At 59.4% G+C, this 14513-nt stretch carries 15 protein-coding genes; 3 read left to right on the top strand and 12 right to left on the bottom strand.

All coding sequences use genetic code 11. From position 1 onward, the window contains the following. The first annotated feature begins 6 nt into the window (after nucleotides 1–6). Complete coding sequence (locus tag Q4481_RS08715) at nucleotides 7–1176, top strand: acyltransferase family protein (RefSeq protein WP_304375952.1); 1170 nt, start codon at nucleotides 7–9, stop codon at nucleotides 1174–1176. On the opposite strand, the gene Q4481_RS08710 is transcribed toward Q4481_RS08715, so the two are convergent. After that, entirely contained in the window at nucleotides 1160–1747 is a 588-nt protein-coding gene (locus tag Q4481_RS08710) for a GNAT family N-acetyltransferase (protein ID WP_304375951.1), read from the bottom strand. The genes Q4481_RS08715 and Q4481_RS08710 overlap by 17 nt on opposite strands. A gap of 80 nt (nucleotides 1748–1827) precedes the next feature. Here Q4481_RS08710 and Q4481_RS08705 point away from each other — a divergent pair, with 80 nt between their 5' ends. After that, nucleotides 1828–2229 (top strand): ketosteroid isomerase-related protein, encoded by a 402-nt coding sequence (locus Q4481_RS08705; RefSeq protein WP_304375950.1) that lies wholly within the window; start codon nucleotides 1828–1830, stop codon nucleotides 2227–2229. Between the two features lie 70 nt (nucleotides 2230–2299). Here the strand turns inward: Q4481_RS08705 and Q4481_RS08700 are convergent, their stop codons facing one another. The 11 genes from Q4481_RS08700 to cysE form a co-directional block, all read right to left on the bottom strand. Then, a complete protein-coding gene (locus Q4481_RS08700) occupies nucleotides 2300–3370 on the bottom strand; it encodes a BMP family ABC transporter substrate-binding protein (protein WP_304375949.1) in 1071 nt (356 codons plus the stop codon). A gap of 31 nt (nucleotides 3371–3401) precedes the next feature. After that, nucleotides 3402–4322, bottom strand: a complete 921-nt coding sequence (locus Q4481_RS08695) for an ABC transporter permease (RefSeq protein WP_304375948.1) — start codon at nucleotides 4320–4322, stop codon at nucleotides 3402–3404. A 1-nt stretch (nucleotide 4323) separates the two neighbouring features. After that, entirely contained in the window at nucleotides 4324–5415 is a 1092-nt protein-coding gene (locus Q4481_RS08690) for an ABC transporter permease (RefSeq protein ID WP_304376083.1), read from the bottom strand. Next, nucleotides 5405–6976 carry an ABC transporter ATP-binding protein gene (locus Q4481_RS08685; RefSeq protein WP_304375947.1) on the bottom strand — a complete coding sequence of 524 codons (1572 nt, stop codon included), beginning with the start codon at nucleotides 6974–6976 and terminating at the stop codon, nucleotides 5405–5407. Before Q4481_RS08685 ends, Q4481_RS08690 begins: the two co-directional genes overlap by 11 nt. 28 nt (nucleotides 6977–7004) lie before the next feature. Continuing rightward, nucleotides 7005–7985, bottom strand: coding sequence for a quinone oxidoreductase family protein (locus tag Q4481_RS08680; RefSeq protein ID WP_304375946.1), 981 nt, complete (start codon nucleotides 7983–7985; stop codon nucleotides 7005–7007). A gap of 1 nt (nucleotide 7986) precedes the next feature. Further along, the gene (gene pcsA, locus Q4481_RS08675) at nucleotides 7987–8727 is read right to left on the bottom strand and encodes a phosphatidylcholine synthase (RefSeq protein ID WP_304375945.1); all 741 of its coding nucleotides are present in this window, start codon (nucleotides 8725–8727) and stop codon (nucleotides 7987–7989) included. A gap of 162 nt (nucleotides 8728–8889) precedes the next feature. Then, on the bottom strand, nucleotides 8890–11322 hold the full coding sequence (gene clpA / locus Q4481_RS08670) for an ATP-dependent Clp protease ATP-binding subunit ClpA (protein WP_304375944.1): 2433 nt from the start codon (nucleotides 11320–11322) through the stop codon (nucleotides 8890–8892). 10 nt (nucleotides 11323–11332) lie between these two features. After that, on the bottom strand, nucleotides 11333–11686 hold the full coding sequence (gene clpS / locus Q4481_RS08665) for an ATP-dependent Clp protease adapter ClpS (protein ID WP_304375943.1): 354 nt from the start codon (nucleotides 11684–11686) through the stop codon (nucleotides 11333–11335). A 300-nt stretch (nucleotides 11687–11986) separates the two neighbouring features. Further along, a complete protein-coding gene (locus tag Q4481_RS08660; RefSeq protein ID WP_304375942.1) occupies nucleotides 11987–12337 on the bottom strand; it encodes a phasin family protein in 351 nt (116 codons plus the stop codon). 172 nt (nucleotides 12338–12509) lie between these two features. Next, nucleotides 12510–12713 carry a DUF3126 family protein gene (locus tag Q4481_RS08655; RefSeq protein WP_304375941.1) on the bottom strand — a complete coding sequence of 68 codons (204 nt, stop codon included), beginning with the start codon at nucleotides 12711–12713 and terminating at the stop codon, nucleotides 12510–12512. Nucleotides 12714–12806: 93 nt separating this feature from the next. Continuing rightward, on the bottom strand, nucleotides 12807–13631 hold the full coding sequence (gene cysE / locus Q4481_RS08650; RefSeq protein ID WP_304375940.1) for a serine O-acetyltransferase: 825 nt from the start codon (nucleotides 13629–13631) through the stop codon (nucleotides 12807–12809). 76 nt (nucleotides 13632–13707) lie between these two features. On the opposite strand from cysE, the gene Q4481_RS08645 reads away from it, so the two are divergent. After that, complete coding sequence (locus Q4481_RS08645; protein WP_304375939.1) at nucleotides 13708–14502, top strand: enoyl-CoA hydratase-related protein; 795 nt, start codon at nucleotides 13708–13710, stop codon at nucleotides 14500–14502. Nucleotides 14503–14513: the final 11 nt, after the last annotated feature.

Genomic DNA, 14513 nt, shown 5'->3' with positions numbered 1-14513 from the left:
GCATTCATGTCTGATCAGCGCCACCAGCTCGCATTCCTGGATGGATTGCGCGGCTATGCCTCGCTCTGGGTGCTGATCGGGCATGCCATGTTCCTGACCGGCTACAAGATCGGCATTTTCGCGCAACCCGATCTGGCCGTTGAGGTGTTCATCATCATTTCCGGCTTCCTGATGACCTATCACTACCAGTTGCGGCAGGAGCGCGAGCCCTGGGATGCGCCGTCGACCTGGACGATTTTCTGGATCCGGCGCTTCTTTCGCATCGCGCCGCTCTATTATGTCGCCCTCGCCTTCGCGCTCTTTTTCGGCCCCGAGCTCTGGCAGGCGCGGCTGGATGCGGCCGCACTCTTCCCGAACGGCGTCGAGGAAACCCAGCGCTATGCCGAACGCTATCTCGACAGTTCGCTCACCAATATCCTGATGCATGTGAGCTTCCTGTTCGGCATGACCTGGACGCACAATTTCCGCACCGCCCTGCCCGACTGGTCGATCGGGCTTGAGATGCAGTATTATGCCGTGTTGCCATTCATGATGCTGGCGGTGCTGAAATTCGGTCGCGTCTTGACCATGGCCGCGCTGATCCTCGGCCTTTGGGCCTTCGGCCGCTGGCTCGACAAGAGCGGCTTCGTCATCGGCGCCTATTCGATGCTGCCGATGAAGTTCCACCTGTTCGGCGCCGGCATGCTGGTTGCCATGTCGCTCAGGGTCGAGGGGCACTGGAAATGGCTTTATCTGGCAGGCGCTATCGCCGCGATCTTCGTGCCGCTGGGCGGCGGGCGTGACAGCCTGCACCGCGCAATCAAGATCGCAATCGTCTGTGGCTTCTTCCTGTTTCTCTATCGCGATCGGCTACCGCTTTTTGCCGCGCGCATGCTCGATTGGCTGGACTGGCTGTTGTCGAACCGGCTGGCGCGCTTTGTCGGCGACGTTTCCTACGGCGTCTATCTGATCCATCTTCTGGTCATGCTGCCGGTGGTGGGCTGGCTCGCCAACACATTCCCTGCCATGGAACCTCTGCCACGTTTCGGCGCGGCTCTCACCCTGAGCGTCGCCATCACTTATGCGCTGGCCTGGCTCTCCTACCGGTTCATCGAACAGCCCGGGATAGGCTGGGGCCGCACTTTGGCCGGGCGGATTGGCAATCCCCCAAAGCCTGATCTCAACCGATCGACTTGAGCCAGAAGGACATCGGCTTTTCGGTTTCCTCGGACTGGTCGATGTCTCGCCAGGAATAGTGGGTGCGAAGCTCCGGGTGATGCCTGTAGCCGCGTTTTTTCCAGAATGAATCGAGCGGCTCATAGCCGGCCGGGCGCAATGGATGCGCATGAGATCGCTCGACTGCGCAGAAGGCACAGTGATCAAACCGCCTAAGGCCGCGCGCATAGGCTTCCCGCTCTTCAAAAAAGCGGACGCCGAGACCTTGGCCGCGATAGGTTTTTTCAAGCACGGATTCGCCAAAATAGAAGATCCTGTCCGGATCCCAGCCGGCATCGACGAAGGGCTTTCTAAAGGCCTCGCTCTCATCCGTCATCGGTATGCCGGTCGAGCAGCCGACGACGCGGTTCCCGTCGATCGCAAGAACGAACAGGCTATCCGGCGAGCGGGCATAGGTGGCGATGTAGGACCGCTCATACTCGGCCGTTCCCTCGTAGAGATAGGGAAACTCGCGGAAGACCGTGATGCGCAAACGTGCGAGATCTTCGAGATAGGGTTCGATGGCGGAGCCGTTGCGGAGAAGGATCTGCATGAATTCTCGCTGTTCCAAACTGAATGCGTGCTGCTATAGAGCAGCATCCAATGTTTTTACCAGCACAAGATGGAGACAAAATGCGCGCGAAAGATACGATCCAGGCCTATTATGACGCCTTCAACCGGCAGGACATGGCAGCCTTTCTCGACCTCCTCGACGACAATGTCATCCATGACATCAATCAGGGCGGGCGTCAGGTCGGCAAGGCCGCCTTCGCTACCTTCATGGATCACATGAACAATTGCTATCGCGAGCGGTTGACCGATATCGTGATCATGGAAAATGCAGATGGCAGCCGCGGCGCAGCGGAATTCGTGGTCAATGGTGAATATCTCAAGACCGATGAAGGCCTTCCGGAGGCCAATGGCCAGACCTATGTGCTGCCGGCTGGCGCCTTCTTCGAAATCCGCAATGGCAAGGTGGCGCGGATTTCCAACACCTACAATCTCAACGACTGGATTGCTCAGGTCGGCGCCTGATCCACTGTCCTCGAAATACAGAACCCTGCCGGACATGGTCCGGCGGGGTTCGTTATGGGCTCGACAGGCCTTACTTCGGCAGGTCGCCTTCGACGCCTTCGACGTAGAAGTTCAGGCCGCCGAGAACGTCATCGCCAGCGCTTTCGCCAGCCTTCAGCCATTCGGTGCCATCCTGCTTCTTCAGCGGACCGGTGAAGGGCTTGAGTTCGCCAGACTTGATCTTGGCTTCGGTTTCCTCAGCCATCTTCTTCACGTCATCCGGCATGTTGGTGTAGGGCGCCATGTAGAGAATGTTCTGCGCCAGACCATCCCAGCTCATCTGGCTCTTCCAGGTGCCATCGAGCACCGCCTTGGTACGAGCAATGTAATAGGCGCCCCAATTGTCGACGATTGCGGTCAGCTGCGCATTCGGGCCGGCCTTGATCATGTCGGACGCCTGACCGAAGGCGTGGATCTTGCGCTCTTCGGCAACCTGCATCGGCGCGGTGGAGTCCGTATGCTGGGTGATGATGTCCACACCCTGGTCGATGGCAGCCTTAGCCGCATCGGCTTCCTTGCCGGCGTCAAACCAGCTGTTCACCCAGATGACCTTGAGCTTGAAATCCGGATTGATCGAACGGGCGCCGATGACGAAGGAATCGATACCCTGCACGACTTCCGGGATCGGGAACGATGCGAGATAGGCAGCCGTTCCGGTCTTCGACATCTTTGCGGCGATCTGGCCCTGGATATAGCGACCTTCATAGAAACGCGAATTGTAGGCCGTCAGGTTCGGCGCGGTCTTGTAGCCGGTCGCATGTTCGAACTTCACATCCGGGAACTTGGCAGCAACCTTGACGGTCTGGTCCATGAAGCCGAACGAGGTGGTGAAGACGAGGCCGCAGCCCGAGCGGGCGAAACGCTCGATGGCGCGTTCGGCATCCGGTCCTTCCGGAATGTTTTCCAGATAGGACGTTTCGATCTTGTCGCCCAGTTCGGCTTCCAGCTTCTGGCGGCCGATATCGTGCGCCTGCGTCCAGCCACCGTCGGTCTTGGAGCCGACATAGAGGAAGCAGACCTTGAGCTTGTCTGCTGCCTGTGCCGAAACGCTGAAGCCGAGCACGGCGGCGCTCGCTGCGAGCGTGAGAATGAGTTTCTTCATGTTTGCCTCCATTGGTTATGGTTGTTGTCTGTCACCGGTCCGGGACAAAGGATTTGCCGAGCGAAGCCGGTGTATTGATGAGCGTCATGCGTCTGTTCTGCGAGATGATGATCAGCACCAGCACTGTCGCGACATAGGGCATTGCGGAGAGAAACTGTGCCGGAATGGCAATGCCGAACGCCTGGGCATGCAGCTGGCCGATCGAGACGGCACCGAAGAGATAGCCGCCGATGATGAGCCGCAAGGGCCGCCAGGAGGCGAACACGACCAGCGCCAGCGCAATCCAGCCACGGCCGGCGGTCATGTTTTCCACCCATTGCGGGGTATAGACGAGCGAAAGATAGGCGCCGGCAAGACCGGCGCAGGCGCCGCCGAACATGACGGCGAGATAGCGGATGCCCACGACATTGACACCGAGCGCATGGGCCGAGGCATGGTTGTCGCCCACCGATCTGAGCACCAGACCGGCGCGGGTGCGAAACAGGAACCAGTGCAGGAAAATGACGAGCGCGATCGAGAAATAGAAGATCACATCCTGATTGAACAGAACCGGCCCGAGGAACGGTATCGACGACAATCCCGGAATGGCAATCGGGGTGAGCTTGATGCCCTGCATACCGACATAGGATTCGCCGATCATGCCGGAAAGACCGAGGCCGAGGATGGTGAGCGCCAGACCGGTTGCCACCTGGTTGGCGACCAGCGTCAGCGTGAGGAAACCGAAGAGCAGCGAAACCACGGCTCCGGCCACGAAACCGGCCGCAGCGCCCGCCATGGGCGAACCGGTCATCTGCGCCACGGCAAACGCCGTCACCGCGCCCATGACCATCATGCCTTCGACGCCGAGATTGAGGACGCCGGACCGTTCGGTCACCAGTTCACCGGCGGAGGCCAGCACCAGCGGTGTCGATGCGGTGATGATGGTAATCGCGATGGATTCAGCTGGCGTCATGTCACGCTCCTCCGGTCTTGGCGATTGCCCGGCTCACGACGAGCTTGATCCGGTAGGCAATCAGCGTGTCGCAGGACAGGACGAAGAACAGCAGCAGCCCCTGAAAGAGGCGCGTCACCTTGTCGGAGAGGCCGAGCGTCATCTGCGCTGCCTCCCCACCCAGATAGGTCAGCGCGAGCACAAGGCCAGCCACGATGATGCCGAGCGGATTGAGGCGGCCGAGAAAGGCAACGATGATGGCCGTGAAACCGTAGCCGGGCGAAATCGATGGACGCAACTGACCAATCGCGCCTGAGACTTCCGCGATCCCCGCGAGCCCGGCAAGCGCTCCGGAGAGAAGCATGGTGAACCAGACCATGCCGGATGCGGAGAAACCGGCAAACCGCCCTGCCCTTGCCGACTGGCCGAGCACCTTGACCTGGTAGCCGCGCAGCGTGAATTCCATCATGAACCAGAGCGCGATCGCGATCACAATCGCGAAGACGAAGCCCCAATGGGCACGACCCGATGCGTCCCAGATGGGCGGCAAAACGCCGGAAGCGTCGAAAAGCCGGGTTTCGGGAAAGTTCTGACCTTCGGGATTGCGCCAGGGACCACGCACCAGCCAATCGAGAAAGAGCTGCGCGATATAGACGAGCATGAGGCTCGTCAGGATCTCGTTGGTATTGAACCTTGTTTTCAAAAGCGCCGGGATGGCGGCATAGAGAGCGCCACCCACCATGCCGAAAATCAGCATCAATGGCAGAAGCAGCGGCGACGACCAGCCGTGGAAGACGACCGGTAGAAACGAGCCGAAAATGCCGCCGAAGATGAACTGGCCTTCGGCACCGATATTCCAGTTGCCGGCGCGGTAGCAGATCGACAGGCCAGCGCCGATCAGGATCAACGGTCCGGCCTTGATCGCCAGTTCGTGCAGTGACCAGACTTCCCGCAGAGGATCGATGAAGAAGAGATAGAGCGCCTCGATCGGATCCTTGCCGAGCGCGGCAAACAGGATCGCACCGCAGGTCAGCGTCAAAAGCAGCGCAATGAACGGCGACAGCGCCGCATAGAGTTTCGACGGATTGGGGCGTTTCTCAAGCTCAATGCGCAGCATGCGCCGCCTCCTTCTCGCCCGCATGCATGCCACCCATTAGGAGGCCGATCTTTTCGCGGTTCATTTCGCCAGCCGGATAGGCTTCGGACAAACGACCGTCGGAAATGACAGCCACATGGGTTGCGACTTCGAAAATCTCATCCAGATCCTGGCTGATCACCAGAACGGCGGAACCGGATTTCGCCAGGTCGACCAGCGCCTGACGGATACGGCTCGCCGCACCCGCATCCACACCCCAGGTCGGCTGATTGACGATCATGACCGTCGGCTGGCGATCGAGCTCACGTCCGACGATGAATTTCTGCAAGTTGCCGCCGGACAGGGAACCGGCGCTTGGATCTTCACCACTCTTGCGCACATCCATATCCGAACAGATGCGTTTGGTCGCCGCCTTGATCGTGCCGCCGCGGATGACCTTGAAGAAACCGCCGCCGAGAAAGGCTTTCCGGTCTGACTGATTGCGCGACAGGAGCATGTTTTCAGACAGGCTCATGCCTGTCACGGCACCATGACCGTGCCGCTCTTCCGGAACGAAGGCCGCTCCCATGAGGCGACGCGCATTGATGCCGAGCCGACCGACGGGCTTGCCGAGAATGCTCACCGCCTCATTGTCACCAACCGGATACTCACCCGACAGAACATCGAACAGTTCGCCCTGCCCGTTGCCCGCAACACCGGCAATCGCCAGAACCTCGCCCTTGCGAACGGAAAGCGACACATCCTTCAGCGCCACGGCAAACGGGGTGCGCGCCGCTGCACTCAGTTTGCGGGTGGCAAAACCGGTTTCGCCCGCGCCGGCATTGGCTGTGCGGGAGACAGAGGCGACATCCGACCCCACCATCATGCGGGCGAGCGATGCCGGCGTCTCCTGTCGCGGATCACAGGCGCCCGTCACCTTGCCATGACGCAGAACGGTCGCGCGGTCGCAAATGCGCTGCACCTCTTCGAGCCGGTGGCTGATATAGAGAACCGAACGGCCTTCCGCCTTCAGCTTCTCGAGCGTTTCGAACAGCTTGTCGGCCTCCTGCGGGGTCAGGACCGACGTCGGCTCGTCGAGAATGATGAGCTTCGGATTCTGCAACAGGGCACGAACGATCTCGATCCGCTGGCGCTCGCCGACGGAAAGATCGGCAACGTGGGCCGATGGATCGAGCGGCAAACCATAGGCGATGGAAAGCGCACGCGCTTCTTCGGCGATGCGGGCAAGCGAAATGGATTTGTCGAGCGACAGCGCGATATTTTCGGCCACTGTCAGCGCTTCAAACAACGAGAAATGCTGGAACACCATGCCGATGCCGGTGCGACGCGCTTCGCCGGGGCTACCGATCTGCACAGGTTTTCCCTGCCAGAGGATCTGACCCGATGTCGGCGCCAGAACACCGAACAGCATCTTGACCAGCGTCGATTTGCCGGCGCCGTTTTCGCCAAGCAGTGCATGGATCTCGCCGGGCCGGATCTTGAGGTCGATCTCATTGCAGGCCGCGAAGACCCCGAACAGTTTCGTTATATGACGCACCTCGAGAAGAGGTACGGTCTCCCCATTTTCCGTGTTCGCCACGAACCACCCCAGTTTGCCTGCTTCCCGGTCAGGGAATCAGGATCGTTGTCCCGCTCGTTTTTCTGTTCTCGAGATCGGCGTGCGCCTGTGCCGCATCCGCCAACCGATAGCGCTGATTGACATTGATAACCACTTCGCCGCTCTGCACAACCTTAAAAAGAGAGTTTGCACTTTCGTCGAGTTCGGCCCGGGTCGCGATATAGGAAAACAGGGTCGGCCGGGTCGCAAACAGCGAGCCCTTCTGCATCAGAAGCGCAAGATTGAATGGCGGTAACGGGCCTGAGGACTGACCGAAACTGACCCACATTCCTCTCGGCTTCAGGCAGTCGAGCGAATGCGGGAACGTGTCCTTGCCGACCGAATCATAGACGACATCGACGCCCTTGCCGCCCGTGATCTCCTTCACTCGCGCCACGAAATCATCGCTGCGATAGTTGATGACATGATCATAGCCATGCGCCTTGGCGAGCGCGATCTTCTCTTCGCTGCCAGCGGTGCCGATCACCGTCGCGCCGAGTGCTTTGGCCCACTGGCCGGCGATGAGGCCAACGCCACCCGCAGCCGCATGGAAGAGCAGAACCGTCTCGGGTCCGACCTTGAAGGTGCGGCGCAGCAGATATTCCGCCGTCATGCCCTTGAGCATCATCGAACCGGCTACATCGAGCGCAATCGTATCTGGCACCTTCACGAGCGCGCGGGCCGGGATGTTGCGCACTTCGCAATAGCCGCCATCGCCGGACGGATAGGCGACGCGGTCGCCCTCGCGGAACTCGCTGACACCCCGTCCGACTGCAATGACGGTGCCCGCTCCCTCCTTGCCGGCAATATAGGGAAAGCCACCGGGGACAGGATAGAGGCCGGAGCGGATATAGGTGTCGATATAGTTGACGCCCATCGCCACATGGCGGATCTGCACTTCGCCCTCGCCCGGTGCGGCTACCTCGATTTCCTCGAGCTTCAGAACCTCCGGACCGCCATTCTGGCGCATGACGATGGCAAGCGATTTCATCTCAATCCCTCCGACCCAGATTGGGGAACAGCTGCAAAACAAATCCGATGCAATAAAGGTAGAGACCTGTGATCACGACGCCCCAGACGACCCAGTCGGGCGAAGCGAAATGCTTGAGCAGAGCGATGCCGGACAGCACCGTCCAGAGAATGAAAATCGCGAGATTGAGCGGGCGGAGCCGCTTCACCCGCACCGGATGCAGGAACCAGATCGGGAAGAAGGACAGGATCGCAGAGACGACGACGATGGCGAAGGCGACCGTATCATCCGGCTTGATGACGAACAGCGTGAAAACCACCATGTTCCAGACGACGGGAAAACCGGAGAAGAAATACTCGTCCGTCTTCATGCCCATGTCGGCATAGTAGATGGCGGACGATACGACGATGATGCCGGCAGCGACGAAGGACAGATTTTCCCCGATCATGCCGCTCTGATAGAGCGCGAAAGCGGGCAGCAACACATAGGTGACATAGTCGATGATATTGTCGAGCGTATCGCCAGACCAGTTCGGCAGCACCTCCTTGACGCGCACCTTGCGTGCGATCGGCCCGTCGATGCCATCGACGATCAGCGCAAGGCCAAGCCACCAGAACATATCGACGAACCGATGTTCGGCGGCGGCAACAACGCCAAGAAAAGCGAGAAAGGAACCGGATGCCGTCAGCAGATGAACGCAGAAAGCCCGGATTTCGGCATAGGGAACGGCGCGGTAGTTGAAGATGTAACTGAATATTCGCATGACTGACCACCTCCGTCCGGCCGCGGGATCACGACGCGCTTCCGTTTTGATAACCGGTAACGTTTGCCGAAGCTACAGGCGAGTATCGATCTCCGCCATTCTCCAACAAGAAAGGCCGGAACGGGTCCGGCCTCTCTGATGGTATTCTGAATTGCGGAAAAACTATTCGCCCTTCTTCGGAGCCCGCTTGGAAGGTTTGGTTGCACCCTCCTCGGTGGCGGTTTCGACAGCCGTCTGCGGTGCAGATTTTGCGGTCGCGGCGACTTCGGCCTCTTCCTTCGGCTGTACCGGCACATTCTCCGGCAGGCTTTCGAGAACGAGACCGCTCTTGCCGTCGAGCTTGGTTCCGACGGTGACCCGCACGATGCCGCCCTTCTTGAGCTTGCCGAACAGGATCTCTTCGGCGAGCGGCTTCTTGATGTTTTCCTGGATGACGCGACCGAGCGGACGCGCACCCATTTTCTCATCATAGCCTTTTTCGGCCAGCCATGTGATGGCTTCTTCGGTCAGTTCGAACGTGACATGACGTTCGGCCAACTGGGTTTCCAGCTGCATGACAAACTTCTGAACCACCTTGTGGACCACCGACATCGGCAGCGGCGAGAAGGGAATGATCGCATCCAGACGGTTGCGGAATTCCGGCGTGAACAGCTTGTTGATCGCCTCGATATCGTCGCCTTCGCGTCTGGTCGAGCCGAAGCCGATTGCCGCCCGCTGCATGTCGGAGGCGCCCGCATTGGTCGTCATGATCAGAATGACGTTGCGGAAGTCGATCTTCTTGCCGTTGTTGTCGGTCAGCGTACCGTTATCCATCACCTGCAACAGGATGTTGTAGATATCCGGATGCGCCTTCTCGATTTCATCGAGAAGAAGGACGCAATAGGGATGCTGGTCGACCTGATCGGACAGAAGCCCGCCCTGGTCGAAGCCGACATAGCCGGGAGGCGCGCCGATGAGCCGCGAGACGGTATGGCGCTCCATATATTCCGACATATCGAAGCGCAGCAGTTCGACGCCGAGCGAGGACGCGAGCTGACGGGCGACTTCGGTCTTGCCGACGCCGGTCGGACCCGAGAACAGGTAGGAGCCGATCGGCTTGTTGGGTTCGCGCAAGCCGGCACGCGCCAGCTTGATCGCGGAGGACAGCGCCTCGATCGCCAGTTCCTGCCCATAGACGACGGCACGCAATTCCTGTTCGAGGTTGGAGAGCACCTCTTCGTCATCCCGCGACACCGTTTTCGGCGGAATGCGGGCCATGGTCGAAATCGTCGCTTCGATCTCCTTTTCGGTGATCAGCTTGCGGCGACGCGACACCGGCAGCAGCATCTGGGCAGCACCGGTCTCGTCGATCACATCGATCGCCTTGTCCGGCAGCTTGCGGTCGGTAATGTAGCGGGCCGATAGTTCCACCGCTGCCTTGATGGCGTCATTGGAATAGCGAAGATGGTGGAATTCCTCGAAATAGGGCTTCAGACCCTTCATGATCTCAATCGCATCCTCGATCGACGGTTCGTTGACGTCGATCTTCTGGAAACGCCGAACGAGCGCCCGGTCCTTTTCGAAGAACTGCCGGTACTCCTTGTAGGTGGTCGAACCGATGCAACGGATCGCGCCTGACGACAGCGCCGGCTTGAGGAGGTTGGATGCGTCCATGGCGCCGCCGGATGTTGCGCCGGCTCCGATGACCGTATGGATCTCGTCGATGAACAGAACCGCACCGGGGAAATCCTCAAGTTCCTTCACCACCTGCTTCAGCCGTTCCTCGAAATCACCGCGATAGCGGGTGCCGGCGAGCAGCGTGCCCATGTCGAGCGAGAAGATGGTGGCGTCGAGCAGTGCTTCCGGCACCTGCTTTTCGACGATGCGCTTGGCAAGTCCTTCGGCAATCGCCGTCTTGCCGACGCCGGGATCGCCGACATAGAGCGGGTTGTTCTTGGAGCGCCGGCACAGGATCTGGATCGTGCGGTTGACTTCCGCCTGCCGGCCGATCAAGGGATCGATGCGGCCACCGCGCGCCTTCTCATTGAGATTGACGCAATAGGCCTTGAGCGCCTCGAGCGGCTTCTTCTGATTGTCGTCCTGTTCCTTGCTCGTGGGCTTGGCTTCGTTCTCGTTTTCCTCGACGCCCTTCGGAGCGCGATTTTCCGAAGCGCCCGGCCGCTTGGCGATGCCATGCGAGATGAAGTTCACCGCATCGTAGCGGGTCATATCCTGCTCCTGCAGGAAATAGGCGGCATGGCTTTCGCGCTCGGCGAAGATCGCGACCAGCACATTGGCGCCGGTCACCTCTTCGCGGCCGGACGACTGGACATGGATGACCGCGCGCTGGATGACGCGCTGGAAGCCGGAGGTCGGCTTGGAATCCTCGTCATATCCGGTGGCGAGATTGGCAAGATCATTATCGACATAGTCGGTGACCGTGCGCCGCAGCTTGTCGATATCGACACTGCAGGCTTTCATCACGGCGGCGGCATCATTGTCATCGATCAGTGACAGAAGCAGATGTTCGAGCGTCGCATATTCATGACGGCGTTCGTTTGCGATCGTGAGTGCCCGGTGAAGGGCCTTTTCCAGGCTTGAGGAGAATGTGGGCACGTTCAGAACCTCATTTCTTTTCCATGACGCATTGAAGCGGATGCTGGTTTTCCCGGGCGAAATCCATCACCTGGACCACCTTCGTCTCCGCCACTTCGTAGGTATAGACCCCGCACTCCCCCACACCATGATTGTGGACTTGCAGCATAATGCGGGTGGCAGCTTCGCGGTCCTTCTGGAAAAAGCGCTCCAGAATAAGGATCACGAACTCCATCGGGGTGTAGTCGTCGTTCAGGAGCAGTACCCGGTAAAGGGAGGGTTTCTTCACCTTCGGCTGGATGCGGGTGATGACCGATGTTCCGCGATTGCCCGACGGACCTCCGCGCTCATCGTCACCCTGCATCCGGTAAGAATAGTCATTCATCTGTGGCATACCTGTCGCAACGCTTCCGCCCCTGGCGGATTTCTCCATATGTGGTGCGCGAGCGTCCATTTTAAGACCCTTTTATCGTCCCGCAACATTAAAACGTTAAACTTTCCTCAAGGTGACGTGGCGATGCGACAAGAGGCAGAGCCATCCGCAAGCCCCGAGCCGGGAGAATACGGGATCGGACACTGAAGATGAGCGTGGAAAAACGAACAAACCCGCCGAGATGCTCGACGGGTTCGTCTGAAATGTGGCCAGCGACAAGACCGGCCTATCTGGCAAAGGCTGGAGCCTTTATCAGGCAGCCTTGGTTTCGATGGCTTCTGCAACCTTGGAAGCTGCGGCTTCGACCGGCTTGAAGGCGCCCTTGGCGAGATCGACATACATTTCGCCGATCTTGCTCATCTCGGCGATGAAGGATTCCATCGAGGACTTCGCGAAAGACGACTGCAGTTCGAAAGCGGCTTCGACGCTCTTGGTCGCCATCAGCTTTTCGTAGTGCGAGACAGTCGCTTCAAAGCTCTTCTTGGAATAGTCAGCCGTCTCGGCAGCGATAGCCTGGAAGCCCTTGGCTGCCGTGGAATAGCTCGTCAGCACGGAATCCATTGCTTCCTTGCCGTATGCACTCGTGTCATCAAACTTGAACATGGTATTTCCGTCCTTCCAATTGTTATTATGTATTCATAATATATGCATTGCACAAAATTGTCAAGAGCAGATATTGCGCCGCACAATTTTGACGATAAACAAAACCCCCGAACGCGGCGGACCGGCATTCGAGGGTTCGGAAAGTTTCGATCGCCGGATCGGCGGATCGATGTCAGAGATCGACGTCGAGGATCGCCATCGAGAAGTTGTAGGACAGGTCACCGTCCTCATCGTCGCGGTAGATCACACCGAGAAACTCGTCGCCGTTATAGACTTCGGCCGAGTCGTTCTTGCGCGGCCGGGCCTTGACGCTGATGTTCGGATTGAGCACCCGCTTCAGATAGGCATCGAGTTTCTTGAGTTCGTCTGGCTTCACGTCAAAGCTCCTTGCGGTTCGATTGCGCGGCTTTTGCCATGGCCATCCCGGTGTGTAAACACGAAAGTGACCCCGGTCGGCGATCGTCCAGCCTTATTCCATCGCCGGCAGGATCTGGTTCATGGCGCGTGAGGGTTCGGAGCAGCCCGCTTCGCCAACCACCTTTGCCGGAACGCCTGCGACGGTCGTGTTCGGCGGAACCGGCTTCAGAACCACCGAACCCGAGGCGATGCGCGAGCAGCAGCCGATTTCGATATTGCCGAGAACCTTGGCGCCGGCGCCGATCAGAACGCCGTTGCCGACCTTGGGATGACGATCGCCGCTCTCCTTGCCCGTACCGCCAAGCGTCACACCCTGCAGGATTGAGACATTGTCGCCGATCGTTGCGGTCTCACCGACCACAAGCCCCGTCGCGTGATCGAGGAAGAAGCCCTTGCCGACCTTCGCGGCAGGATTGATGTCGGTCTGGAACACGCTCGACGAGCGGCTCTGCAGATAGAGGGCGAAGTCCTTGCGCCCCTTCTTCATGAGCCAATGGGCGAGCCTGTGGGTCTGGATCGCATGGAAGCCCTTGAAATAGAGAACCGGCTCGAGATAGCGCGTGCACACCGGATCGCGATCATAATAGGCCTGGATATCGACGCGAATGATGTCGCTCCATTCCGGCCAGTCATCGCGCATTTCCTCAAAGGTCTGGCGCAGCAGGATCGCCTGCATATCGGGATGGTCCAGCCGTTCGCAGATCCGGTAGATGACGCAATCTTCCAGGCTCCGGTGATTGATCACGGTCGAATAGAGAAAGGCAGCCAGAACAGGATCGGCATCGGCGGCCGACTGTGCTTCCTGGCGCAACGCGCTCCAGATCGGATCGACTGCAGAGATATGATCTGCGCTCCGGACTTCCGTCTTTACGGCCATTGCCGCTCTCCTTGTTGCTATTCTCGCCACTTATTATAAGCCATCTGCATTCAGATAGAAATGGGGTGATGTCGACGTGTTTGAAAGGACCTATGCGGAAAACCGGTTGCGGACGCGGCTCGAGGGCCTGACCGGCCATATCGTGATGGCCAATCCGGGTCGCAAGAATGCGGTCGATCAGGCCATGTGGGCTTCTTTTCCCGAGGCAATCGACGCGCTGACACAAGCGGGTGCACGCGCCATCGTTCTTGCGGGCGAAGGGACCGATTTTTCAGCCGGAGCCGACATTTCAGAATTCGACCGCGTCCGGCGCGACACCGAAACCGCCCTCGCCTATGAAGCGCTTAACAGCGCAGCCTTCCGCGCCGTGCGGCAATCGCCAGTGCCGGTGATCGCGGCGATTGCCGGTATCTGTTTTGGCGGCGGCTTCGGGCTTGCTGCTGCGGCCGATATTCGCATTGCCGAAGCCGGGGCTTCCTTTGCAGTCCCCGCAGCCCGGCTGGGCCTTGCCTATCCGGCCGATGCGATCGGCGATATTGTCGATGCGCTCGGCACCCAATGGACCAAGATAGCCCTTTATACCGCGCGGCGCTTTTCGGCGTCGGAGCTTTACGATCACGGCTTCCTTGCCGAGGTCACAGCCGTCGGCGGCGCGACATCGCGGGCGATGGATCTTGCCCAAACGATCGCCGCCAATGCACCGCTGTCGATCAGGGCTTCCAGCCTTGCCATCCAGGCAGCGATCAATGGTGACCCGACCTCGTTTGACGCGGCAGTCGCGGCCGGTGCCGTCACTTTCGACAGCGCCGACTATGCCGAGGGCCGCAAGGCTTTCGCCGAGAAACGGTCGCCACAATTCACCGGCCGGTGACGAAGGATTAC

It is taken from the genome of Fluviirhizobium alvei (assembly GCF_030551875.1).
In the GTDB taxonomy this organism is placed as follows: domain Bacteria; phylum Pseudomonadota; class Alphaproteobacteria; order Rhizobiales; family Rhizobiaceae; genus Rhizobium_E; species Rhizobium_E alvei.
Note: the sequence above shows the minus strand (reverse complement) of the source record. Positions and strands in the feature narration are given on the sequence as shown.

Coding starts and splice junctions, on each gene's coding strand:
- Q4481_RS08715 (WP_304375952.1), top strand. CDS start 7: ATGTCTGATCAGCGCCACCAGCTCGCATTCCTGGATGGATTGCGCGGC.
- Q4481_RS08710 (WP_304375951.1), bottom strand. CDS start 1,747: ATGCAGATCCTTCTCCGCAACGGCTCCGCCATCGAACCCTATCTCGAA.
- Q4481_RS08705 (WP_304375950.1), top strand. CDS start 1,828: ATGCGCGCGAAAGATACGATCCAGGCCTATTATGACGCCTTCAACCGG.
- Q4481_RS08700 (WP_304375949.1), bottom strand. CDS start 3,370: ATGAAGAAACTCATTCTCACGCTCGCAGCGAGCGCCGCCGTGCTCGGC.
- Q4481_RS08695 (WP_304375948.1), bottom strand. CDS start 4,322: ATGACGCCAGCTGAATCCATCGCGATTACCATCATCACCGCATCGACA.
- Q4481_RS08680 (WP_304375946.1), bottom strand. CDS start 7,985: ATGAAATCGCTTGCCATCGTCATGCGCCAGAATGGCGGTCCGGAGGTT.
- pcsA (WP_304375945.1), bottom strand. CDS start 8,727: ATGCGAATATTCAGTTACATCTTCAACTACCGCGCCGTTCCCTATGCC.
- clpS (WP_304375943.1), bottom strand. CDS start 11,686: ATGAATGACTATTCTTACCGGATGCAGGGTGACGATGAGCGCGGAGGT.
- Q4481_RS08660 (WP_304375942.1), bottom strand. CDS start 12,337: ATGTTCAAGTTTGATGACACGAGTGCATACGGCAAGGAAGCAATGGAT.
- cysE (WP_304375940.1), bottom strand. CDS start 13,631: ATGGCCGTAAAGACGGAAGTCCGGAGCGCAGATCATATCTCTGCAGTC.